At 73.9% G+C, this 21,266-nt stretch carries 21 protein-coding genes; 17 read left to right on the forward strand and 4 right to left on the reverse strand.

Translation table 11 applies throughout. The annotated features are described in order from the left end of the window. Positions 1-130 precede the first annotated feature (130 nt). The 5 genes from ABT247_RS06025 (at position 131) to ABT247_RS06045 (ending at position 5,473) form a co-directional block, all read left to right on the forward strand. On the forward strand, positions 131-994 hold the full coding sequence (locus ABT247_RS06025; RefSeq protein WP_502892391.1) for a dihydrodipicolinate synthase family protein: 864 nt from the start codon (positions 131-133) through the stop codon (positions 992-994). A 76-nt stretch (positions 995-1,070) separates the two neighbouring features. Next, positions 1,071-2,075, forward strand: coding sequence for a proline racemase family protein (locus ABT247_RS06030; protein WP_350738628.1), 1,005 nt, complete (start codon positions 1,071-1,073; stop codon positions 2,073-2,075). A gap of 40 nt (positions 2,076-2,115) precedes the next feature. After that, the gene (locus ABT247_RS06035; protein ID WP_350738630.1) at positions 2,116-3,471 is read left to right on the forward strand and encodes an aldehyde dehydrogenase family protein; all 1,356 of its coding nucleotides are present in this window, start codon (positions 2,116-2,118) and stop codon (positions 3,469-3,471) included. After that, positions 3,471-4,499, forward strand: a complete 1,029-nt coding sequence (locus ABT247_RS06040; protein WP_350738633.1) for a proline racemase family protein — start codon at positions 3,471-3,473, stop codon at positions 4,497-4,499. The genes ABT247_RS06035 and ABT247_RS06040 overlap by 1 nt, the downstream gene beginning before the upstream one ends. Further along, positions 4,496-5,473, forward strand: coding sequence for an ornithine cyclodeaminase family protein (locus ABT247_RS06045; protein WP_502892389.1), 978 nt, complete (start codon positions 4,496-4,498; stop codon positions 5,471-5,473). The genes ABT247_RS06040 and ABT247_RS06045 overlap by 4 nt, the downstream gene beginning before the upstream one ends. 84 nt (positions 5,474-5,557) lie before the next feature. Here the strand turns inward: ABT247_RS06045 and ABT247_RS06050 are convergent, their stop codons facing one another. Beyond that, on the reverse strand, positions 5,558-6,169 hold the full coding sequence (locus ABT247_RS06050; RefSeq protein WP_350738636.1) for a TetR/AcrR family transcriptional regulator: 612 nt from the start codon (positions 6,167-6,169) through the stop codon (positions 5,558-5,560). Between the two features lie 106 nt (positions 6,170-6,275). Between ABT247_RS06050 and ABT247_RS06055 the strand changes: the two genes are divergently transcribed. Next, positions 6,276-7,169: an NAD(P)-dependent oxidoreductase gene (locus tag ABT247_RS06055; protein ID WP_350738639.1), complete on the forward strand. Its 894-nt coding sequence runs from the start codon at positions 6,276-6,278 to the stop codon at positions 7,167-7,169. 166 nt (positions 7,170-7,335) lie between these two features. Continuing rightward, entirely contained in the window at positions 7,336-8,046 is a 711-nt protein-coding gene (locus ABT247_RS06060; protein WP_350738642.1) for a GntR family transcriptional regulator, read from the forward strand. Positions 8,047-8,137: 91 nt separating this feature from the next. On the opposite strand, the gene ABT247_RS06065 is transcribed toward ABT247_RS06060, so the two are convergent. Together ABT247_RS06065 and ABT247_RS06070 are read right to left on the reverse strand one after the other, a co-directional pair. After that, positions 8,138-8,830 carry an ABC transporter ATP-binding protein gene (locus tag ABT247_RS06065; RefSeq protein ID WP_350738646.1) on the reverse strand — a complete coding sequence of 231 codons (693 nt, stop codon included), beginning with the start codon at positions 8,828-8,830 and terminating at the stop codon, positions 8,138-8,140. Further along, a complete protein-coding gene (locus tag ABT247_RS06070; protein WP_350738649.1) occupies positions 8,827-9,903 on the reverse strand; it encodes an ABC transporter permease in 1,077 nt (358 codons plus the stop codon). The genes ABT247_RS06065 and ABT247_RS06070 overlap by 4 nt, the downstream gene beginning before the upstream one ends. Before the next feature lie 165 nt (positions 9,904-10,068). Between ABT247_RS06070 and ABT247_RS06075 the strand changes: the two genes are divergently transcribed. The 5 genes from ABT247_RS06075 (at position 10,069) to ABT247_RS06095 (ending at position 13,793) form a co-directional block, all read left to right on the forward strand. Then, a complete protein-coding gene (locus ABT247_RS06075; RefSeq protein WP_350738652.1) occupies positions 10,069-11,280 on the forward strand; it encodes a sensor histidine kinase in 1,212 nt (403 codons plus the stop codon). After that, entirely contained in the window at positions 11,277-11,903 is a 627-nt protein-coding gene (locus ABT247_RS06080; RefSeq protein ID WP_350738654.1) for a response regulator transcription factor, read from the forward strand. The genes ABT247_RS06075 and ABT247_RS06080 overlap by 4 nt, the downstream gene beginning before the upstream one ends. 69 nt (positions 11,904-11,972) lie before the next feature. Continuing rightward, on the forward strand, positions 11,973-12,995 hold the full coding sequence (locus ABT247_RS06085) for a nitronate monooxygenase (RefSeq protein ID WP_350738656.1): 1,023 nt from the start codon (positions 11,973-11,975) through the stop codon (positions 12,993-12,995). Between the two features lie 100 nt (positions 12,996-13,095). Beyond that, positions 13,096-13,467 (forward strand): type II toxin-antitoxin system RelE/ParE family toxin, encoded by a 372-nt coding sequence (locus ABT247_RS06090; RefSeq protein WP_350738658.1) that lies wholly within the window; start codon positions 13,096-13,098, stop codon positions 13,465-13,467. Then, positions 13,464-13,793: an XRE family transcriptional regulator gene (locus tag ABT247_RS06095; RefSeq protein WP_350738660.1), complete on the forward strand. Its 330-nt coding sequence runs from the start codon at positions 13,464-13,466 to the stop codon at positions 13,791-13,793. Before ABT247_RS06090 ends, ABT247_RS06095 begins: the two co-directional genes overlap by 4 nt. 22 nt (positions 13,794-13,815) lie before the next feature. Here ABT247_RS06095 and ABT247_RS06100 read toward each other — a convergent pair whose 3' ends face one another. Further along, positions 13,816-15,267 (reverse strand): aminopeptidase P family protein, encoded by a 1,452-nt coding sequence (locus tag ABT247_RS06100; protein WP_350738663.1) that lies wholly within the window; start codon positions 15,265-15,267, stop codon positions 13,816-13,818. Between the two features lie 154 nt (positions 15,268-15,421). On the opposite strand from ABT247_RS06100, the gene ABT247_RS06105 reads away from it, so the two are divergent. Genes ABT247_RS06105 through ABT247_RS06125 form a run of 5 tightly spaced genes read left to right on the forward strand, consistent with a single transcriptional unit; the run spans position 15,422 to position 21,150 of the window. Then, complete coding sequence (locus ABT247_RS06105) at positions 15,422-17,173, forward strand: ABC transporter substrate-binding protein (protein ID WP_350738666.1); 1,752 nt, start codon at positions 15,422-15,424, stop codon at positions 17,171-17,173. An 11-nt stretch (positions 17,174-17,184) separates the two neighbouring features. Then, positions 17,185-18,189 carry an ABC transporter permease gene (locus tag ABT247_RS06110; RefSeq protein WP_502892390.1) on the forward strand — a complete coding sequence of 335 codons (1,005 nt, stop codon included), beginning with the start codon at positions 17,185-17,187 and terminating at the stop codon, positions 18,187-18,189. After that, positions 18,186-19,172 carry an ABC transporter permease gene (locus ABT247_RS06115; RefSeq protein ID WP_350738668.1) on the forward strand — a complete coding sequence of 329 codons (987 nt, stop codon included), beginning with the start codon at positions 18,186-18,188 and terminating at the stop codon, positions 19,170-19,172. Before ABT247_RS06110 ends, ABT247_RS06115 begins: the two co-directional genes overlap by 4 nt. Beyond that, the gene (locus ABT247_RS06120; RefSeq protein WP_350738671.1) at positions 19,172-20,173 is read left to right on the forward strand and encodes an ABC transporter ATP-binding protein; all 1,002 of its coding nucleotides are present in this window, start codon (positions 19,172-19,174) and stop codon (positions 20,171-20,173) included. Before ABT247_RS06115 ends, ABT247_RS06120 begins: the two co-directional genes overlap by 1 nt. After that, complete coding sequence (locus ABT247_RS06125; protein ID WP_350738674.1) at positions 20,170-21,150, forward strand: ABC transporter ATP-binding protein; 981 nt, start codon at positions 20,170-20,172, stop codon at positions 21,148-21,150. The genes ABT247_RS06120 and ABT247_RS06125 overlap by 4 nt, the downstream gene beginning before the upstream one ends. Positions 21,151-21,266 lie beyond the last annotated feature (116 nt).

The raw sequence follows: 21,266 nt of genomic DNA on the forward strand, positions 1-21,266 counted from the left end.
CCGACCGTGGGAACACGCGGGTGGAGGGCTCTTGTCCCGAACCCCTCCCGCTTATAAAATGTCACACCTCACCAAGGAGTCCAACGTGTCCATCACCCCCCGTGACACCACCCGCCCCTGGCGCGGCATCATGGTCGCCACCACGATCCCGCTGCGCCCGGACCGCTCCGTCGACTACGACGCCTACGCCGAGCACGTCCGCTGGCTGATCGACTCCGGCTGCGACGGCGTCGTCCCCAACGGCTCGCTGGGCGAGTACCAGACGCTCACCGCCGAGGAGCGCGTCCGCGTCGTCGAGGTCGCGGTCGAGGCGGCCGGCGACGGCTCCCGGGTGATGCCCGGGGTCGCCGCGTACGGCAGCGCCGAGTCCCGCCGCTGGGCCGAGCAGGCCGCCGAGGCCGGAGCGGGCTCCGTCCTGCTGCTGCCCCCGAACGCCTACCGGGCCGACGACGACTCGGTGAGCGCGCACTACGCGGAGGTCGCCAAGGCCGGGCTGCCGATCGTCGCCTACAACAACCCGATCGACACCAAGGTCGACCTGGTGCCCGCGCTGCTGGCCCGGCTGCACGCCGAGGGGTCGATCGTGGCGGTCAAGGAGTTCAGCGGGGACGTCCGCCGGGCGTACGAGCTGGCCGAGCTGGCCCCCGGGCTGGACCTGCTGATCGGCGCCGACGACGTGCTGCTGGAGCTGGCGCTGGCCGGCGCGGTCGGCTGGATCGCCGGCTACCCCAACGCCCTGCCGGAGGCCTCGGTCGCGCTCTACGACGCGGCCGTCCAGCACGACCTCGGCACGGCGCTCCCGCTCTACAAGTCGCTGCACCCGCTGCTGCGGTGGGACTCCAAGACCGAGTTCGTCCAGGCCATCAAGCTGTCCATGGACCTCGCCGGCCGCCCCGGCGGCCCCGTCCGGGCGCCGCGCCGGCCGCTGCCACCGGAGACCGAGGCCGCCGTGCGCGCGGCCACCGAGAAGGCGCTCGCCGAGGGACTCGCCTGACCTTCGAGCGCCCGGCCGTCCGGCCGGCTGCGGCGGCAGCCGGCCCCGAACCCTCACTCCACGGGAGTTGTCTGCCATGCGCAGCCGTCACGTGTTCCACGCCGTCGACTCGCACACCGAGGGCATGCCGACCCGGGTGATCACCGGCGGTTTCGGTGTCATCCCCGGGGCCACCATGGCCGAGCGCCGGGTGCACTTCCAGCAGCACCTGGACCACTTCCGGACGCTGCTGATGTACGAACCGCGCGGGCACGCCGCGATGAGCGGCGCCGTCCTCCAGCCGCCGACCAGGCCGGACGCCGACTTCGGGGTGCTCTACATCGAGGTCTCGGGACTGCTGCCGATGTGCGGGCACGGCACCATCGGGGTGGCCACCGTCCTGGTCGAGACCGGGATGGTGCCGGTGGTCGAGCCGGTCACCACCGTGCGGCTGGACACGCCCGCGGGGCTGGTCGTCGCCGAGGTGCGGGTCGAGAACGGCGCCGCCAAGGCGGTGACCATCCGCAACGTGGCCTCCTACGCGGTGGCGCTGGACCGCAAGATCGAGGTGCCCGGGTACGGCACGATCGGCTACGACCTCGCGTACGGCGGCAACTTCTACGCCATCCTGCCGCTCGCCGAGTTCGGACTGCCCTTCGAACGCGGGCGCAAGCAGGACATCCTCGAGGCCGGCCTCGCGCTGATGGCCGCCGTCAACGCCGGCCCCGACCGGCCGGTGCACCCGGAGGACCCGTCCATCCACGGCTGCCACCACGTCCAGCTGCTCGCCCCCGGCTCCACCGCCGAGCACTCCCGGCACGCGATGGCCATCCACCCCGGCTGGTTCGACCGCTCGCCCTGCGGCACCGGCACCTCGGCGCGGATGGCACAGCTGCACGCGCGCGGCGAACTGCCGCTGGGGCGGGACTTCCGCAACGACTCCTTCATCGGGACGACCTTCACCGGGCGGCTGGTCGAGGAGACCGAGGTGGCCGGGCGGCCCGCCGTGGTGCCCACCGTCACCGGGCGGGCCTGGATCACCGGCACCGCCCAGTACTTCCTCGACCCGGAGGACCCGTTCCCGGCGGGCTTCCTGCTCTGACCCACCTCGCACGTGAACTCGCACTGAAGGGCTGGTAGTCGTGACCGTCTCCTCGTACAACCCCGCCGATCCGGACGACCTGGTGGTGGCCGTCGAGGCCCCCGGTGCCGAGGCCGTGCGGGCCGCCGTCGGGCGCGCCCGGGCCGCGCAGCCCGGCTGGCTCGGCGCCGGGGCGGGCGCCCGGTCGGCCGCGCTGGGGCGGATCGCCGAGGCGGTCGAGGCGAACGCGGAGGAACTGGCCGCGCTGATCGTGCGCGAGGTGGGCAAGCCGCTCGCCGAGGCGCGCGGCGAGGTCGCCCGCACGGCCGCGATCTGGCGGTACTACGCGCAGGCGCCGTACGAGCCGTCGGGGGCGGTGCACGAGACCGCCGCCGGGCCCGGGCTGCTGCTCACCCGGCGCCGCCCGTACGGGGTGGCCGGGCTGATCGCGCCGTGGAACTTCCCGCTGGCGATCCCCAGTTGGAAGGCCGCGCCGGCCCTGGCGGTCGGCAACACCGCCGTCCTGAAGCCTGCGCCGGAAGCGACGGCCTGCGCGCTGCGGCTGGCGGAGCTGGCCGGGCTGCCCGCCGACGTGTTCACCGTGCTGCCCGGCGGCGCGGAGGAGGGCGCGGCCCTGGTCGACGCGGCGGACGTGGTGTCCTTCACCGGCTCGACCGGCGTCGGCCGGGCGGTGGTGCGCGCGGCCACCGGGCGCGGCGTGCCGGTGCAGGCCGAACTCGGCGGGCTGAACGCCGCGTTGGTGCTGCCGGACGCGGACATCGAGTCGGCCGCCGCCCACATCGCGGCCGCCGTCGCCGGCTACGCCGGGCAGAAGTGCACCGCCACCAGCCGGGTGATCGCGGTGGGCGCGGCGCACGAGCCGCTGCGCGAGGCGCTGGTCAAGGCGCTGGCGGCGGTGGACGACGCGGTCTGCGGGCCGGTGATCAGCGCCGCCGCGCGGGACCGGGTGACCGAGGCGGTCTCCTCCGCCGTGGCGGCGGGGGCGAGCGTGCTCACCGGTGGGCGGGTGCCCGAGCGGACCGGCTGGTACCTCGAGCCGACCCTGCTCGCCGACGTACCCGCCGAACACCCGCTGGCGCGCGAGGAGTTCTTCGGGCCGGTCGCGGTGCTGCACGCGGCGGCCGACCTGGACGAGGCGATCGCGCTCGCGAACGACACCCCGCACAGCCTCGCCACCTCGGTGCACACCCGCAGCCTCGACGTGGCGCTGGCCGCCGCCGACCGGCTGGACGCGGGCATGATCCGGGTCAACGCGCCGTCCAGCGGCGTCGACTTCCACCTGCCCTTCGGCGGGACGAAGGGCGCGAGCCACGGGGACCGCGAACAGGGCCGGGCCGCACTGGACTTCTACACGGTGAGCCGGACGGTCAGCGTGCTGCCCGGCGGCGGCGCCTGATGGACGTCCGCACCGTCGACTACCACGCGGCCGGCGAGCCGTTCCGGATCGTGCTGGACGGCGCGCCGCCCGTCCCCGGCGACAGCGTCGCCGAGCGCCGGGCCGTCGCGCTCGGCGCGGGCGGCGGCGCCACCGCGCCCCGGCCCAGTGCGCTGGACGCCGTCCGGCAGCTGCTCGTCCGGGAGCCGCGCGGGCACGCCGGGATGTACGGCGGGTTCCTGGTGCCGCCGGACGACGACGGGGCGCACCTGGGCGTGCTGTTCTGGCACAAGGACGGCTACTCGACGGCCTGCGGACACGGCACCATCGCGCTCGGCGCCTGGGCGGTGGACACCGGGCTGGTCCCGGCTCCCGACGACGGCGTGGCGCAGGTGCGGATCGACGTGCCCTCCGGGCGGGTCACCGCCCTGGTGCACCGGACCGGCGGCCGGACCACCGGGGTGACCTTTCGCAACGTGCCCAGCCGGGTCAGCGCCCTGAAGCTGCCGGTGGCCACCTCGCGCGGGGTGGTGGAGGTCGCGGTGGCACACGCCGGGGCCTGCTACGCCTCGGTGCCGGCGGCGGCCCTCGGGCTCTCGGTGGAGCCCGGCCTGCTGCCCGAACTCGTCGCCGCGGGGCGGGAGATCAGGGCCCTGCTGGCCGGGCTGGACGCGGTGGCGCACCCCACGGACCGGCGGTTGTCCGGCGTCTACGGGGTGGTGCTGTACGACGAACTGCCGTCGGAGGGCGGGGGACCGGCCCAGCGCAACGTCACCGTCTTCGCGGACGGGCAGGTCGACCGCTCGCCCTGCGGCTCCGGCACCTCCGCCCGGCTCGCCGTCCTCGCGGCCGAAGGGCGGATCGCGCCGGGGCAGGAGTTGCGGCACGAGTCGGTCGTCGGCACGGTCTTCACCGGGCGGGTGCTCGCCGGGGGCGACCCGCTGGGGGCGGGCGTCGTCACCGAGGTCGGCGGGACGGCCTACCGGACCGGTGAGCACCGGTTCGTGCTGGAGCCCGGGGACGAGCTGGGGACGGGGTTCCTGCTGTGACCGCCGGCGACGTGACCGGTGGGGAGTCCGCCCGGCCCGAGCTGCCCGGCGCGGTGACTGAGCCGCTCCAGTACACCGTGCGGGGCACCGGCGGGGTCGGGCCCGCCGGGGCGGTGGGGGCGATCGAGCGGGTGCTGCTCGAGGGGTACGACCCCGAGGCGGCACCCGCCCGGTCGGCCGTCCCGGTGCCGGCCGGGGAACTGCTGTTGATGCCGGCCGCCGCCGGGCCGTACGCCGGCGTGAAGATCGCCGGGGTGGCGCCGGGCAACCCGGCCCGCGGCCTCCCCCGGATCACCGGCAGCTACCTGCTGCTGGACGGGCCGACCCTGCAGCCGCTGGCGGTGCTCGACGGCGCCGCCCTCACGGCTCTGCGCACGCCCGCCGTGACGGCGGCGGCGCTGGCGCGGCTCGCGGTGCCGGAGGCCGGACACCTGGTCGTGTTCGGCTCCGGCCCGCAGGCGTACGGGCACCTGGACGCCCTGCTGGCCGTCCGGCCGCTGCGGCGGGTGACGGTGGTGGCGCGCGATCCCGGGCGGGCCGAGGCGCTGGCGGCGTACGGGCGCGGGCTCGGGCTGTCGGCCGCCGTCGGCGGGCCCGAGGAGGTCGGGCGGGCGGACCTCGTGGTCTGCTGCACCACCGCGCGCACGCCGCTGTTCGACGGCGCGCTGGTGCCCGAGCACGCCGTCGTGGCGGCGGTCGGCTCGCACGAGCCGGACGCCAGGGAGGTGGACGACGTGCTCGTCCGGCGGGCCGAACTGTACGTGGAGGCCCGCGCCGTCGCGGGGCGCGAGGCCGGGGACCTGGTGATGGCCGGGGTGGTCGGCCGCCAGCTGTGGAACCTGGCCGAGCTGGTGCGCGGCGACGCCCTGGTGCCGAGCGGGCGGCCGCGCTTCTTCAAGAGCGTCGGGATGGCCTGGGAGGACCTGGCCGTGGCGGCGGAGGTGTACCGGGCGGCGGGCCGCCGGTCACCCTAGCGGGCCGGCCGACCGCCGGGTCGGGGTGTCGGAGCCGGAGCCGGCGCGGTGGGAAGGGATCCCCCACCGCGCCGGCTCCTTCTGCTACGCGCTCGGGCGGTAGGTGGCGAGCAGTCGGGCCAGGTGGCGGCCGGCGGTGTGCAGCGGGTCCTCGCTGCGGGCGACCTGGGCGGAGAGTTCGGCGCCCTCCAGGGTGTTGATGACGGTGCCGGCCAGTTCGCGGGCGTCCTCGCCGCCGATGCCGGCGGCGCGCAGGCGTTCCTCCACGATGGCCCGCCAGTGGGCGAAGGCCTCGGCCACCGCCTGCTCGATCACCGGGGCGCGGCCGACCGTCTCCAGGGCGGTGGTGGTGATGGGGCAGCCGTCCTGCCAGTCGGAGGCGCGCAGTTCGCGGGCGAGCAGCGTGGTGCAGGTGGTGACGGCCTCGGCCAGGTCCTCGGAGGAGCCGAGCCCGGCGCGCAGGATCACGGCGAACTCCTGGTCGCCGTGCCGGATCGCCTCGGCCGCCAACTCCTGCTTCCCGCCCGGGAAGAAGTGGTAGACGGAGCCGAGGGTGGCCTCGGCCTCGCGGGAGATCTGTTTGATCCCGGTGCCCTCGTAGCCCTGGCGCTGCAGCAGCCGGGAGGTGGCCCGGACGATGCGCTCGCGGGTGCCGACGCTGCTGGACTTCTCGGCGGTGCTCTGGGCGGTCTTCACGGGGCCAGCCTAGCCGATGCGCTGAATAGAGCGTTCGTTCCAGAGCTGTGCTAGCGTCGTCGCCCGGCGCTGGATAGAGCGTTCGTTCTAGAGGAGGGGTATCCGTATGTCCGTCGAGCTTCCCGCGGTGCAGCAGGGCAAGGCGTCCGTGACGGTGATCGGGCTCGGCCCGATGGGGCAGGCCATGGCCGGGGCGTTCCTGGACGCCGGCCACGCCGTCACGGTGTGGAACCGGACGGCCGCGCGGGCGGACGAACTCGTCGCCCGGGGAGCCGAGTCGGCGCCCAGCGCGGAGGCCGCGGTGGCGGCCAACGAGCTGGTGGTGCTCAGCCTCACCGACTACGACGCGGTGTTCGCCGTGCTGGAGTCGGTGGAGCGGCTGGTGGCCGGGAAGGTGATCGTCAACCTCAGCTCGGACACCCCCGAGCGGGCCCGCGAGGCGGCGCGCTGGCTCGCCGAGCGCGGGGCCGGGCACCTGACCGGCGGGGTGCAGACGCCGCCGTCCGGCATCGGCAGCCCGGAGTCGTCCACCTTCTACAGCGGGCCGGTCGAGCTGTTCCAGCGGCACCGGGCCGCGCTTGAGGTGCTGACCGGAGCCGACTACCGGGGCGACGACCCGGGGCTGGCGCAGCTCTACTACCAGATCCAGATGGACCTGTTCTGGACCTCCATGGTCGGCTACCTGCACGCCACCGCGATCGCCGAGGCCAACGGCATCTCGGCCGAGGCGTTCCTGCCCTACCTGTCCTCGACGGCCGCCTCGATGCCGGGTTTCCAGGCGTTCTACGCGCCGCGGATCGCGGCCGGGAACCACGCCGGCGACGTCGACCGGCTGACGATGGCCCTCGCCAGCATCGAGCACGTCCGGCACACCGCCGAGGCCTCCGGGGTGGACGGCGCGCTCCCCGCCGTCCTCGCGGAGGCGTTCCGGCGCGGCGTCGAGGCCGGTGACGGCGCGGCGAGCCTGACCGCACTGGTGGGGCGGTTCCGCCGGGCGTAGGGCGGGACAGCTCGTGGATCGGACGCCGCCGGCCGTTGTCACGGCCGGCGGCCGCTGCCACCATGACTCGGAGGGGCCCGGCGGGACGTTCGGTTGCCGGACTGTTGCACACTCAACGTAACGTGACATTGTACGCTGGTGTTCTGCACCCACCCGGAGGAACACCATGGCCGACCTGAAATCCCGCACCCTGATCTCCGTGCAGGAGCGGCTCCGCGACCAGGTCGCCCACGCGCTCCGGGCCGCCCTGATCTCCGGTGAACTGCGCCCCGGCGTCGTCTACTCCGCTCCCGCCCTCGCCGCCGACTTCGGCGTCTCCGCCACCCCGGTCCGCGAGGCCATGCTCGATCTCGCCCGGGAGGGGCTGGTCGAGGCCGTCCGCAACAAGGGCTTCCGGGTCACCGAACTCACCGAGCGCGACCTCGACGACTACACCGAGATCCGCGCCCTGATCGAGGTCCCCACCGTCGGCCGGGTCACCCGCACCGCGGGCAAGGACCAGCTGGAGCGACTGCGCCCGCAGGCCGAGGCGATCGTCGCGGCCGCCCGCAAGCACGACCTGATCGGCTACCTGGAGGCGGACCGGCAGTTCCACCTCGACCTGCTGGGGCTGGCGGGCAACGCCCGGCTGGTCGACGTCGTCGGCGACCTGCGCAAGCGCTCGCGGCTCTACGGGCTGACCAGGCTGGACGAGAAGGGCGAGCTGGTCTCCTCGGCCCAGGAGCACCTGGAGCTGCTGGACCTGATGATCTCCGGTGACGCGGAGGCCGCCGAGGCCTGCATGACCCGGCACCTCAGCCATGTGCGCTCGCTGTGGGCGGGCCAGGACGAGGCGACGGAGCCCGAGCGGCCGGCGCTGCAGCTGCGGGCCCGGTAGCCGCGGAACCACTGGTTCGGGTGAGGACGGACCTTCACCCTGCCGGAGTCGATCGGGGCGTCGGTGACGCTGTCGGTGGACGTGCTCGCCGTCAAGAAGTAGCGCGGGCCGCCGTCGGCGCCACCAGTCGCCCGTCGCGGACCTCGGCGACCTGGTCGACGGCCGTCAGGTGGGTGCGGTCGTGGGTGACCAGCACGGTGGCCGTCGCGCGGCGGTGGGTGAGCTCGGTGATCAGGTCGAGCACGGCCGCGCCCCGTTCGTGGTCGAGGGCGCTGGTGGGTTCGTCCACCAGCAGCACCGTGGGGTCGTTCATCAGGGCGCGGGCGATGTTGATCCGTTGGCGCTGTCCGCCGGACAGCTGGTGCGGACGGCGCTGTGCGTGATCGCGGAGCCCCACGGCGTCCAGCAGCTCCAGGGCGCGGGGGAGGGCGGAACGCGGGGAACGGCCGTCGAGGTGGGCCATCACCTGGAGCTGTTCCACGGCGGTGAGCGAGGCCAGCAGGTTGGCCTGCTGGAAGACGATGCCGATCCTGGTGCGGCGCAGTGCGGTGAGTTCGGCGCGGCCGAGGCCCGTGGTGTCCGTGCCGTCCACGACGACCCGGCCGGAGTCCGGGGTGATCAGGGTGGCCGCCACGGCCAGCAGGCTGGACTTGCCGGAGCCGGAGGGGCCGACCACGGCGGTGACCGAGCCCTCGGGGACGGTCAGCGAGACGTCGTCCAGGGCGGTCAGCCGACCGTCGCCGTCCGGGTAGGTGAGGGTGATGCGGTCGAGTTCCAGGCTCATCGGGCGCTCCCCAGGGCGGTCAGCGGGTCGACGGAGGTGATCCGGCGGATGGACAGGGCCGCGCCGACCGCGCCGAGGGCGATCATCACGGCGGCGGGCAGCAGCAGGGTCGGCGCGTCCAGGACGAAGGGGACGGCGGAGCCGATCAGTGAACCGGCGCCGAGGGCGAGCGCGGTGCCGGTCGCCGTGCCGAGCACCAGCAGCAGCAACGCCTGGCCGAGGGCGTCGCGCAGCAGGTAGCGGGTGGAGGCGCCGAGCGCCTTGAGGACGGCGACGTCGCCGCTGCGCTGGATCGTCCAGACGGTGAAGAAGGCGCCGATCACCAGCGCCGAGATGGCGAACAGGAAGCCCCGCATCAGCTGGAGGGAGCCGTTCTCCGAGGTGTACGAGCCGATCGCGGCCAGGGCGCCGTCCCGGCTGCGGGTCTCGGTGCCGTGCCGGCCGTCGGCGGCGGCGAGGTCGGCGCCCCCGGTGGTGCCGAGGGCGATGACGGTGGCGTGGCCGGCGCCGCCGGGGGCGTACTGCTGCCAGTCGGTGAGGCTGGTCCAGATCACCGGGGTGTGGCTGTACGCGGCGTCGCCGTCGACGGCGGCGACCTGCAGCCGGTGGCCGGCGAGGGTGAGCTCGGCGCCGGGGCCGAGGCCGCCCAGGTTCTCGGCGGCGGTCCGGGAGAGTACGGCGTGGCCGGGGGCGATCCGGTCGCCCTGCGGGGCCAGGCCGGAGCCGTCCGGGACGCCGAAGGCGGAGAGCGCGGCGGTGCGCTGCCCGGCGGTGGCCTTGGTGGTGGTGATGCCGAGCGGCTGGGCGGAGGTGACACCGGGCTCGTGGGCCCACCCCTGCCATTGCTCGGGGCCGACCTGGGAGTCGGTGAAGGAGACCTTCTGCCCGTCGGCGGGCTTCCCGAAGGCCAGGTGGTCGGCGGGCAGGCCGGTGATCGCGGAGGTGTTCTGCCGGCCGAGCCCGGCGGTGAGTCCGGACAGCAGGCCGACCAGCACGGTGATCAGCACGATGACGGTTCCCATCAGGGCGAACCGCCCCTTGGCGAACCTCAGGTCCCTCCAGGCGACGAACACGGCGGGCCTTTCCTCGAACGGCGGGTTTCTTCCCTCGTCACGATCGGCCGTGAGGGCCCCTCGCGGCATCGCGCCGGGGTTTGCTTCCTGAGCATCGAAAGGCAGAAACGGAGTTCAACCTTTTGATTGATGCCGGGCTCCGGGTGTCGAACTTAGGCTGGGAGGATGGCGACCGAACGATCCAGACCCACTCCCGTCGCCCGCGTCCTGCGGACCTGCCTGCACCTGCTCGTGGCGGGCCTGCTGGTGCTCGTCGTGGCCCGCTCCGCGTTCGCCGACCGGGGCGGCGATCCGGCCGCCGTCGCCGCCGCGGCCTCCGCGATGGCCGCCGGCTACGCCGTCGGGCCGCGGCTCGCCGCCGTCCGCACCTCCCGGCGGGCCGCCGCGCTCTGGCTGGTGCTGCTCGGGGCGACCTGGACAGGGCTGTTGGTCGCCACCCAGGACGGGGTGTGGCTGGCGTTCCCGCTGTACTTCCTGGAACTGCACCTGCTCGGGCGGCGCGGCGGGCCGGTGGCCGTCGGGCTGACCGCCGTCGCGGCGATCGCCGCCTGGTCCTGGCACCAGCAGAGCTTCAGCCTCGCCGCCTCGATCGGCCCCGTGCTCGGCGCGGCCGTCGCCACCGCCACCGTGCTGGGCTACCAGGCGCTGTACCGGGAGAGCGAGGAGCGGCGCCGGCTGATCGACGAGCTCACCGCCGCCCGCGCCGACCTCGCCGCCGCCCACCACACCGCGGGGGTGCTGGCCGAGCGCGAGCGGCTGGCCCGGGAGATCCACGACACGCTGGCACAGAGCCTCAGCTCCATCCAACTGCTGCTGCGGGCCGCCCAGCGGGCGCTGCCCGAGCGCACCGAGGCCGCCGCCGGGTACGTGGAGCAGGCGCGGCAGGCGGCGCAGGACAACCTGGACGAGGCCCGGCGCTTCGTCCGGGCGCTCACCCCGCCGGCGCTCGACGGCGACCAGCTGCCGGTCGCACTGGAGCGCCTGTGCGCGACCACCACGGCGCACAGCGGGCTGCCCGTCCACCTGCACCTCTCGGGGAGCCCGGTCCGGCTGCCGGCCGCGCAGGAGGTGGCGCTGCTGCGGATCGCGCAGTCGGCGCTCGGCAACACCGTGCGGCACGCGAAGGCCTCGCGGGCCGAGGTGACACTCAGCTACATGGAGGGCGAGGTGGCGTTGGACGTGTACGACGACGGGGCCGGCTTCGATCCGGCGGCGGTCGCCGGCCGCAGCGGCGGGGACGCCGGGGGCGGATTCGGCCTGCCCACGATGCGGGCGCGGGCCCGGGCGCTCGGCGGCAGCTTCACGGTGGAGTCGGCGCCGGGGGAGGGCACGGCGCTCGCGGTGCAGCTGCCGGTGACCGCGGAGGCCGGCGCGTGATCCGGCTGCTGATCGCCGACGACCATCCGGTGGTGCGGGCCGGGCTGCGGGCGGTGCTGGAGAGCGAACCCGACTTCGCCATCGTGGCGGAGGCCGCCACCGCGGAGCGGGCCGTCGAGCTGGCGGCCGAGCCGGGCGTGGACGTGGTGCTGATGGACCTGCAGTTCGGACCGGGCTCGGCGATGAACGGCGCCCGGGCCACCGCCGAGATCACCGCCCGGCCGGGCGCGCCGCGCGTGCTGGTGGTCACCACCTACGACAGCGACGCGGACACCCTGCCCGCGCTGGAGGCCGGAGCGACCGGATACCTGCTGAAGGACGCGCCCCCCGAGGAGCTCGCCCAGGCGGTCCGGGCCGCCGCGGCCGGACGCAGCGCGCTGGCGCCGAGCGTGGCGGACCGGCTGCTGGAGCGGATGCGCTCGCCCGCTGCGGCGCTCAGCGCACGGGAGACCGAGGTGCTCGGGCTGGTCGCGGACGGGCTGACCAACCAGCGGATCAGCCAGCGGCTGCACCTGAGCCAGGCCACCGTGAAGTCCCATCTGGTGCACATCTACACCAAGTTGGGGGTCGACTCGCGTACGGCGGCGGTGCGCGAGGCGCGCGGTCGGGGGCTGATCCGCTGAAGGCGGGTGAGGCCGATCCGCCGGGCGTAGCGTGGGAGCGGTCCGTGCCCGTGGCAAGAGGAGCGTGTGATGCCCTTCCGACTCGATGAGCTCGCCGTCCCGGTGATCGGCGCCCCGATGGCGGGCGGCCCCTCGACGCCCGCACTGGCGGCGGCGGTGAACCGGGCCGGAGGACTGGGGTTCCTGGCGGCGGGCTACCGGAGCGCCGACGCGATGGCCGACCAGATCGCCGAGCTGAGGAAGTCGACCGACCGGCCGTACGGGGTCAACCTCTTCGTACCGGGGCCGCCCGGGGACCGGGCGGCCGTCGCCGGCTACCGGGAGCGGCTGCGGCCGGAGGCCGAGCGGTGGGGCGTGGCCCTGCCCGAGGAGATCGGGCCGGACCGGGACGACTGGGAGGCCAAGCTCGCCGCGCTGCTCGCGGACCCGGTGCCGGTGGTCTCCTACACCTTCGGGCTGCCGACGGCGGCGGAGGCGGCCGCGCTGCGGGCGGCGGGGACGCTGCAGGTCGGCACCGTGACCACGCCCGAGGAGGCGCTGGCGGCGGAGGCCGCCGGGATGGACGCCCTGTGCGTGCAGGGCCCGGAGGCCGGCGGGCACCGCGGCACCCACCGCATCTCGGACACCCCCGGCGAGCTGCCACTGCTGCACCTGCTCCCCGCCGTCCGGGCGGTGACGGCACTGCCGCTGATCGCGGCGGGCGGGCTGGGCGACGGCCCGGCCATCGCGGCGGCGCTGCGGGCCGGGGCCGCGGCCGTGCAGCTGGGCACGGCCCTGCTGCGCGCCGACGAGTCCGGCACCTCGGCGGCCCACCGGGCCGCGCTCACCGAACGACCGGAGACGGTCGTCACCCGCGCCTTCACCGGCCGCCCGGCCCGCGGCCTGCGCAACGCCTTCATCGACCGCCACGGCCCGTACGCCCCGCCCGCCTACCCCGAGGTCCACCACCTCACCGCTCCCTTGCGCGCCGCCGCCGCCCGCCGGGGCGACACCGACGCCATGCACCTCTGGGCCGGCACCGCCCACCGCCTGGCCCGCCCGGGCGCGGCGGAGCGCATCATCGCGGAGCTGTGGGGGAGCGCGCGGGGGTAGTGCGCCCAGCGCGCGCTGGGCGCGGCGTGTTGTCGCTCGCACGGGTGGATTGGGCGGCAGACTGCGGGGTAGCGTATTAGGCCTGACTTAAATTCTGCCCATGTGGGAAATCACCCTTGTTGGTCCGGTGAACGACTGGTTCCTGGACATCTGTGTAAAGGATCCGGATACCGCTAACCAGATCGCCGACGCGATCATGTTGCTGGAAAGGAGGGGGCCGCTGCTCGGGCGCCCGATGGTGGACCGGATCCACGGCAGCGGACTGCACAACCTCAAGGAGCTTCGACCGGGCTCAGCCGGGCGCTCGGAGATTCGGATGCTCTTCGTCTTCGACGTCGAGCGAGAGGCCATCTTCCTGGTCGCGGGGGACAAGAACGGGGACTGGTCCCGGTGGTACGAGAACAACATCCCCCTGGCCGAGGCCCGGTACCAGCAGTACATCAGTGACAAGGACAAGGGAGCGCGCGCATGAAGGGTCGCAGTTGGACCGAGGTGTGGGCCGAGGCGCAGCGGACCAACCCGTGGTTGGCCTCGCCGGAAGCGGAGACGGACCGGGCCCGGATCCGGCAGGAGACGCTGGCTCGGATTCGCGGTCACGAGCTCGCCGAGCTGAGGAAGGCGGCCGGGCTGACCCAGAAGGAGGTGGCCCGGCTGATGGCAGTGAGCCAGGCGCGGGTGTCGCAGATCGAGCACGGGCAGGTGGACAGCCTGGACAACCTGCGGGCGTACGCCGCCGCGATCGGTGGGGAGGTCGAGGTGACCGTCCGGCAGGGGGAGTGGACGGTCAAGGTGGCCTGACCGTCCGCCGCCGCAGCTTCGTTCAGCTCAGCAGGTCCGCCATCCAGGACTCGACGGCTTCGGCCGTCCTCGGCAGGGCGCCGGAGAGCAGGTGGGCGCCCTCCGAGGTGATCACGAGGTCGTCCTCGATGCGGATGCCGATGCCGCGGAGTTCGAGGGGGAGGGTCTCGTCGTCGGGCTGGAGGTAGAGGCCGGGTTCGACGGTGAGGACCATGCCCTCCTCGAGGGTGGCGTCGAGGTAGCGGTCGGCGCGGGCCTGGGCGCAGTCGTGGTAGTCGAGGCCGAGCATGTGGCCGCTGCCGCAGAGGGTGTAGCGGCGGTGGAGGCCGCTGTCCTCGGCGAGGGCCTGCTCGGCGGGGATGCGCAGGACGCCCCAGTCGGCGAGGCCTTCGGCGATGACGCGCATCGCGGCGTGGTGGAAGTCGCGGAAGCGGGCGCCGGGGCGCAGGGCGGCGATGCCGGCCGTCTGGGCGGCGAGGACGAGGTCGTAGGCCTGGCGCTGGACGCGGCTGAAGGTGCCGCTGAGCGGCAGGGTGCGGGTGATGTCGGCGGCGTAGAGGGTGTCGGTCTCGACGCCGGCGTCCAGCAGGAGGAGTGAACCCGGGTCGAGGGCGCCGTCGTTGCGGATCCAGTGCAGCACGCAGGCGTGGGCGCCGGAGGCGGCGATGGTGGTGTAGCTGGTGCCGTTGCCCTCGGCACGGGCGCGCAGGTCGAAGACGCCCTCGATCCAGCGTTCGCCGCGGGGGTGGCGCAGTGCGGTGGGCAGGGCGCGGACGACGTCCTGGAACCCGGTGACGGTGTGGTCCACGGCGAGCTGCAGCTGTCCGATCTCCCACTCGTCCTTGACCAGCCGCAACTCGGCGAGGACGGCGGCGAGTTCGCCGTCGCGCCGGTCGGCGCGGGGCCGCCCGGTGGCCGCGTCGACCAGGGCGTCGGTGCCGGCCAGGACCCGGGTGGGCGGCTGCGGTCCGGTGAGCACCTTGCCGAGGTCGTCGAGGTGTTCGGTGCGCAGTCCGGTGAGGGCCGCGGCCTCGGCGAGGTCGGGGCGGCGGCCGACCCAGAACTCGCCGTAGCGGCGGTCGCGGTAGAACTCGCCGCCGCTGCGCGGTGAGCGCGGGCGCAGGTAGAGCACCGGCTCGTGGCCTTCGGGCCCGGTGGGTTCGAGGACGAGGACGTGGTCGGCCTGGTCCTCGCCGGTGAGCCCGGTGAGCCAGGCGTAGGCGCTGTGCGGACGGAAGCGGTGGTCCAGGTCGTTGCAGCGGACCTTGAGCCGTCCGGCCGGGACGATCAGCCGGTCGCCGGGGAAGGCGGCGGAGAGCCGGGCCCGTCGTCCGGGGAAGCGGTCGTGGCCGGGGACGCGCTGGTCGGCGGGGAGCGGGGTGGCGGCCCAGTGGGTGCCCATGAAGGCGTCCAGGGCGGGGGAGACCGGGAGGTCGTGGCTCCCGGTGTTGAGGCCGGTCCGGGCGTGGGTCACCGGTAACTCCTAGGCGCGGCTGGGGAGGTGGGGGTGCACGGACACAGCTGGGTAACGGAGGGCGTCACCTCTTGTGCAGTGCAATTTCACATTACTATGTTACGGGTCACACGGCGGCGCGGCCAGAGCACGGCCCCCCACAGCGGAGTTGCACATGACCAGGCGCACCCATGCCCTCCTCGCGGCGGCCCTCGCGGCGACCCTCACCCTCGGCCTCGGGGCCTGCAAGAACGACAAGAGCGACAGCGGCGACGGCGCCACGGCCGGCAGCACCAAGGCGCCCGGCGCCGCGTCCGGCACGATCGTCGGGGGCACCCCGGTCAAGGGCGGCACCCTGACGGTGCTGTCCAACCAGGACTTCGCCCACCTCGACCCGGCCCGCAACTGGACCATGCCGAACATGGACTTCGGCATCCGGCTGCTCTACCGCACCCTGGTCACCTTCAAGGCCGAGCCCGGCGCCGCCGGCAGCGAGATCGTCCCCGACCTCGCCACCGACCTCGGCCGGCCCACGGACGGCGGCAGGACCTGGACGTTCACCCTCAAGGAGGGCCTCAAGTACGAGGACGGCACGCCGATCAGGTCCGCCGACGTCAAGTACAACGTCGAGCGCTCCTTCGCGCCGGACCTCACCGGCGGCCCCGACTACGCCCAGCAGTACCTGGCCGGCGGCGAGAACTACCGGGGCCCGCTGAACGGCGAGCACCTGCCGAGCATCGAGACCCCCGACGACCGGACGATCGTCTTCCACCTCAAGCGCCCCGTCGCCGAGTTCTCGTACACCGCGACCCTGCCGACCTTCGCCCCGGTGCCGCAGTCCCAGGACAAGGGCACCCAGTACGACCTGCGGCCGTTCTCCTCCGGCCCGTACAAGATCGAGACCTACGACCGCGGCAAGCAGCTCGTCCTGGTCCGCAACGGCAACTGGGACCCGTCCACCGACCCGGTCCGCAAGGCCTACCCGGACCGGATCGTGGTCACCGAGGGCCTGAAGGGCGGTCAGGTCGACGACCGGATCATCGCGAGCGAGGGCGCGGACGCGTCCGCGATCGAGTGGATGAACCTGCGGCCCGAGTCCGTCGCCAAGGTGCTGCCCAAGCCGGACGTGAAGTCCCGGCTGATCGCCGAGCAGCAGGGCTGCACCGACATGCTCTACCCCAACACCTCCAAGGCGCCGTTCGACGACCCCAAGGTCCGCGAGGCCCTGATGTACGCGGTGGACCGGGACGCCCAGGTCACCGCGAACGGCGGGCCGGCCATGGCGGACGTCGCCACCTCCTACCTGCCGCCCGCGCTGTCCGGCGGGACGAAGCAGGACCCGCTGAGGATCCCGGCCACCGGCGACCCGGAGAAGGCCAAGCAACTGCTCAAGGAGGCCGGCAAGTCCGACCTCAAGGTGTCGCTGACCGTCTCCTCCGGGGACAAGACCCGGGCGGAGGCGTTGCAGCAGTCGCTCGCCAAGGTGGGCATCCAGGTCACCATCACCACGGCCGACCCGTCTGTCTACTACGACACCATCGGTGACACCAAGAACGCGCCCGACCTGGCCATCCTCGGCTGGTGTCCGGACTACCCCTCCGGCGCCACCTTCCTGCCGCTGGTCTTCGACGGCCGCACCATCAAGGAGAAGGGCAACCAGGGCAACGTCGAGCAGTTCCGCGACCAGGCCACCTCGGACCGGATCGACCAGATCAACGCGATGACCGACGTCACCGAGGCCGACAAGGCGTGGCTGCAGCTCAACGAGGACCTGATGAAGAAGGCGCCCACGGTGCCGATGCTGTGGCAGCGCCGCCCGCTGCTGGCGGGGACGAACGTGGCCGGGGCCTTCGGCCACCCGGTGTGGACCGGTCAGTGGGACTTCGCCACGATCGGCCTCAAGGACCCCGCCAAGGGCCAGGGTTGAGGGCCGGTCCGATGAGTACCACCACGGAGCCCGTCCCGGCCGGGGCGGGCGGAACAGGCGGGCCGGGCGGAACGGGCAAGGCGGACGGCGCAATGAGAGCGGGCCTGGAGAAACGTTCCGGCAACGGCCCCTGGCAGCTGGTCCGGGCGCAGCTGTGGGCCAGGGCCTCGGCCCGGTTCGGCCTGGTGACCGTCGCCGTGCTGGTCCTGCTCGCCGCACTCGCCGGGCCGCTGAGCGCGCTCGGCGGCTGGACCCCGGAGGAGTTCGACAAGCGCGCCGTCGACCCCTACCTGGGCGGACAGCCGATCGGCGCCTTCGGCGGGATCGGCACCCGGCACTGGCTGGGCGTCGAACCCGCCACCGGGCGCGACCTCTTCGCCCGGGTGCTGCACGGCGGGCAGGTCTCGCTGCTGATCGCCTTCACCGCCACCGCGCTGGTCGTGGTGACCGGCACCCTGGTCGGCATCGCGGCCGGCTACTTCGGCGGGCGGACGGACGCCGTGCTGTCCCGGCTGATGGACCTCACCATGTCCTTCCCCTCGCTGATCTTCATGATCTCGATGATGTCGGTGGCCAAGGACGTCAACCGGGTCCTGCTGATCACCCTGGTGATCGGGCTGTTCACCTGGCCCGGCATCGCCCGGGTCGTCCGCGGCCAGACCCTCTCGCTCAAGCACAGCGAGTACGTCGAGGCCGCCAAGGTCGGCGGCGCCCGCTCCTGGCGCATCCTCACCCGCGAGATCCTGCCCAACGTCTCCGGCCCGATCATCGCCTACACCACCCTGCTGGTCCCCGGCATGATCGCCACCGAGGCCGCGCTCAGCTACCTCGGCGTGGGGGTGCGCCCGCCGACGCCCTCCTGGGGCCAGATGATCGCCGAGAGCATCAGCTTCTACGAGACCGACCCGGCGTACTTCCTCATCCCCACGGCCTTCCTGTTCCTGGCCGTGCTCGCCTTCACGCTGCTCGGCGACGCCCTGCGCGACATCCTCGACCCGCGGGGAGGCCGGTCGTGATCCTCTACCTCGGCCGCCGGGTGCTCGGCGCCCTCGGCATCCTGCTGGCGATCTGCGCGATCACCTTCACCATCTTCTACCTGCTGCCCTCCGACCCGGCGGTGGCCGCCTGCGGCAAGACCTGCAGCCCGGAGCGGATCGCCGAGGTCAAGACGGCGATGGGACTCGACAAACCGGTCTGGGAGCAGTTCGCCACCTACGTGACCGGCATCTTCGCCGGCCGCGACTACGGCAGCGGGCCCAGCGCCACCCACTGCGGCTTCCCCTGCCTCGGCTACTCCTACGAGTACTCGCTGCCGGTCTGGAACCTGCTCACCGACCGGCTGCCGGTCTCCGTCTCGCTGGCCGTCGGCTCGGCCCTGCTCTGGCTGGTCCTCGGCCTGGGCGCGGGCGTCACCTCGGCGCTGCGCAAGGGGCGGCCCGTCGACAGGGCGCTGATGGTGCTCTCGGTCGGGGCCGCGTCGCTGCCCGTCTACTTCACCTCGATCATGCTGATCTGGGGCGTCGTCAGGTCGGCCGGGCTGCTGCCCTACCCGTCGTACCACGCGTTCACCGAGAACCCCGTCGCCTGGGCCTCCAACCTGCTGCTGCCGTGGACCGCCCTGGCCCTGCTCTACGCGGCCATGTACGCCCGGCAGAGCCGCAACTCGATGATCGAGGCGATGGCCGAGCCGTACATCCGCACCGCCCGGGCCAAGGGCCTGCCGGCCAGGACCGTCGCGGTCAAGCACGGGCTGCGCTCCGGGATGACGCCGATCCTGACCATCTTCGGGATGGACCTCGGCGGGCTGCTGGCCGGCGCCGTCATCACCGAGTCGATCTTCGGACTGCCCGGGGTCGGGCGGCTCTTCTACGACGCGCTGGTCCGCTCCGACCAGCCCGTCATCCTCGGTGTCACCCTGCTCGCGGCCGCCTTCATCGTCGCCGCGAACCTGCTGGTCGACCTGCTCTACGCGTACGTCGACCCGAGAGTGAGGTACTGATGTCCCCTGGTCTGCTGGAGGTCGAGGACCTCGGGGTGTCCTTCGCCACCCCGCGCGGCACCGTGCGGGCCGTCGACGGCATCTCCTTCACCGTCGCGGCCGGGCGCACCCTCGGCCTGGTCGGCGAGTCCGGCAGCGGCAAGTCCGTCACCTCGCTCGCCGTCATGGGCCTGCACCGCGGCGCCGCCGTCACCGGCTCGATCCGGCTCGACGGGCGGGAGTTGAACGGCCTGGGGGAGCGGGAGTGGGGGACCGTCCGGGGCCGGCGGATCGCGATGATCTTCCAGGACCCGCTGTCCAGCCTGCACCCCTTCTACACCGTCGGCGAGCAGATCGCCGAGCACTACCGGCTGCACTTCAAGGCCGGCCGCAAGGCGGGGCGGGCCCGGGCCGTCGAGATGCTGGCGGAGGTCGGCATCCCGGAGCCGGCCCGCCGGGTCGACGAGTACCCGCACCAGTTCTCCGGCGGCATGCGGCAGCGCGTCATGATCGCCATGGCGCTCGCCTGCGAGCCCGAGCTGCTGATCGCCGACGAGCCGACCACGGCCCTCGACGTCACCGTCCAGGCCCAGATCCTCGACCTGATCGCCCGGATCCAGCAGGACCGCGGGCTCGGCGTGGTGATGATCACCCACGACCTCGGCGTGGTCGCCCGGGTCGCCCACGAGGTGCTCGTCATGTACGGCGGCCGGGCGGCCGAACAGGCGCCCGTGGAAACGCTGTTCGCGCGCCCCGCGCATCCCTACACCCGAGGGCTGCTGGACTCGCTGCCACGCCTGGACGACACCGACGACGCCCCGCTGCGGGCCATCCCCGGCAGCCCGCCGTCGCTGATCTCCCCCGCCCCCGGCTGCTCCTTCGCCCCGCGTTGCGCCCGCACCACCGCCGCGCCCGCCGAGGAGCACGCCCGCTGCCTGTCCGAGCGCCCGACGCTCGGCCCGCTCGCCCCCGGCCACCAGGCCGCCTGCCACCTGCCGCTGGTCCCGGAGGGAGTGCTGTGACCGCACAACCACTGCTGTCGGTACGGGACTTGGTCAAGACCTTTCCGGGGCGGCGGAGCCGCACCGGGCGGGCCGGAGCACCGGTCCGGGCCGTCGACGGGGTCAGCTTCGACCTCGCCGCGGGCGAGACCCTCGGCCTGGTCGGCGAGTCCGGCTGCGGCAAGTCCACCACCGGGCGGATGATCGTCCGGCTGCTCGACCCGACCTCGGGCACCGTCACCCTCGACGGCGTCCCGATCGGCGAGCTCTCCCAGGCCCGACTGCGGCCGCACCGGCGGCACGTGCAGATGGTCTTCCAGGACCCGTACTCCTCGCTCAACCCCCGCCAGACGGTGGCCCGGATCATCTCCGAACCGCTGCTGGTCCAGGGCACGGGCGCCGTCGAGGCCCGCAGGCGGGCCGCCGAGCTGATGGAACTGGTCGGGCTGATCCCCGAACACCTGGACCGCTACCCGCACGAGTTCTCCGGCGGACAGGCCCAGCGGATCGGCATCGCCCGCTCGCTGGCCACCTCGCCGAAACTGGTGATCGCCGACGAACCGGTGTCCGCGCTGGACGTCTCCATCCAGGCCCAGGTGGTCAACCTGATGGAGCGGTTGCAGCGCGAACTCGGCCTGGCGTACGTGTTCATCGCGCACGACCTCTCGGTGGTCAAGCGGGTCTGCGACCGGGTCGCGGTGATGTACCTGGGCCGGATCGTCGAGATCGGCGACAAGGCCGAGGTGTACGGCAACCCGGCGCACCCGTACACCAGGGCGCTGCTGTCCGCCGTACCGCTGCCCGACCCGGCGGCGGAGCGGGCCAGGGAACGGATCGTGCTGCTCGGCGACCCGCCGAGCCCGGCCGACCCGCCGGCCGGCTGCGGCTTCCACCCGCGCTGCCCGAAGGCGCAGGAGCTGTGCCGGACGGAACGGCCGCTGCTGAAGGCGGTCGGAACCGGCGGGCGCGAGGCGGCCTGCCACTTCCCGGAGGCCTGAGGGGCCACAGACCCCCGGTCGGACGCGGCGGGGAACCTCACGAGGGGCGCCGGCCACCCCGGTGCCCACCGCGCGCGCCCGCCCGCCGCCCCCGCCGAAAGGAACAGCGGCGGGGA

Origin of the sequence: Kitasatospora sp. NPDC001539 (assembly GCF_040298565.1) — a bacterium.
In the GTDB taxonomy this organism is placed as follows: domain Bacteria; phylum Actinomycetota; class Actinomycetes; order Streptomycetales; family Streptomycetaceae; genus Kitasatospora.

What these genes read in the sequence shown, in the direction of transcription:
- ABT247_RS06025 (WP_502892391.1), top strand. Translation starts at nt 131, where the DNA reads ATGGTCGCCACCACGATCCCGCTGCGCCCGGACCGCTCCGTCGACTAC.
- ABT247_RS06030 (WP_350738628.1), top strand. Translation starts at nt 1,071, where the DNA reads ATGCGCAGCCGTCACGTGTTCCACGCCGTCGACTCGCACACCGAGGGC.
- ABT247_RS06040 (WP_350738633.1), top strand. Translation starts at nt 3,471, where the DNA reads ATGGACGTCCGCACCGTCGACTACCACGCGGCCGGCGAGCCGTTCCGG.
- ABT247_RS06055 (WP_350738639.1), top strand. Translation starts at nt 6,276, where the DNA reads ATGTCCGTCGAGCTTCCCGCGGTGCAGCAGGGCAAGGCGTCCGTGACG.
- ABT247_RS06060 (WP_350738642.1), top strand. Translation starts at nt 7,336, where the DNA reads ATGGCCGACCTGAAATCCCGCACCCTGATCTCCGTGCAGGAGCGGCTC.
- ABT247_RS06065 (WP_350738646.1), bottom strand. Translation starts at nt 8,830, where the DNA reads ATGAGCCTGGAACTCGACCGCATCACCCTCACCTACCCGGACGGCGAC.
- ABT247_RS06075 (WP_350738652.1), top strand. Translation starts at nt 10,069, where the DNA reads ATGGCGACCGAACGATCCAGACCCACTCCCGTCGCCCGCGTCCTGCGG.
- ABT247_RS06085 (WP_350738656.1), top strand. Translation starts at nt 11,973, where the DNA reads ATGCCCTTCCGACTCGATGAGCTCGCCGTCCCGGTGATCGGCGCCCCG.
- ABT247_RS06090 (WP_350738658.1), top strand. Translation starts at nt 13,096, where the DNA reads ATGTGGGAAATCACCCTTGTTGGTCCGGTGAACGACTGGTTCCTGGAC.
- ABT247_RS06095 (WP_350738660.1), top strand. Translation starts at nt 13,464, where the DNA reads ATGAAGGGTCGCAGTTGGACCGAGGTGTGGGCCGAGGCGCAGCGGACC.
- ABT247_RS06105 (WP_350738666.1), top strand. Translation starts at nt 15,422, where the DNA reads ATGACCAGGCGCACCCATGCCCTCCTCGCGGCGGCCCTCGCGGCGACC.
- ABT247_RS06110 (WP_502892390.1), top strand. Translation starts at nt 17,185, where the DNA reads ATGAGTACCACCACGGAGCCCGTCCCGGCCGGGGCGGGCGGAACAGGC.
- ABT247_RS06120 (WP_350738671.1), top strand. Translation starts at nt 19,172, where the DNA reads ATGTCCCCTGGTCTGCTGGAGGTCGAGGACCTCGGGGTGTCCTTCGCC.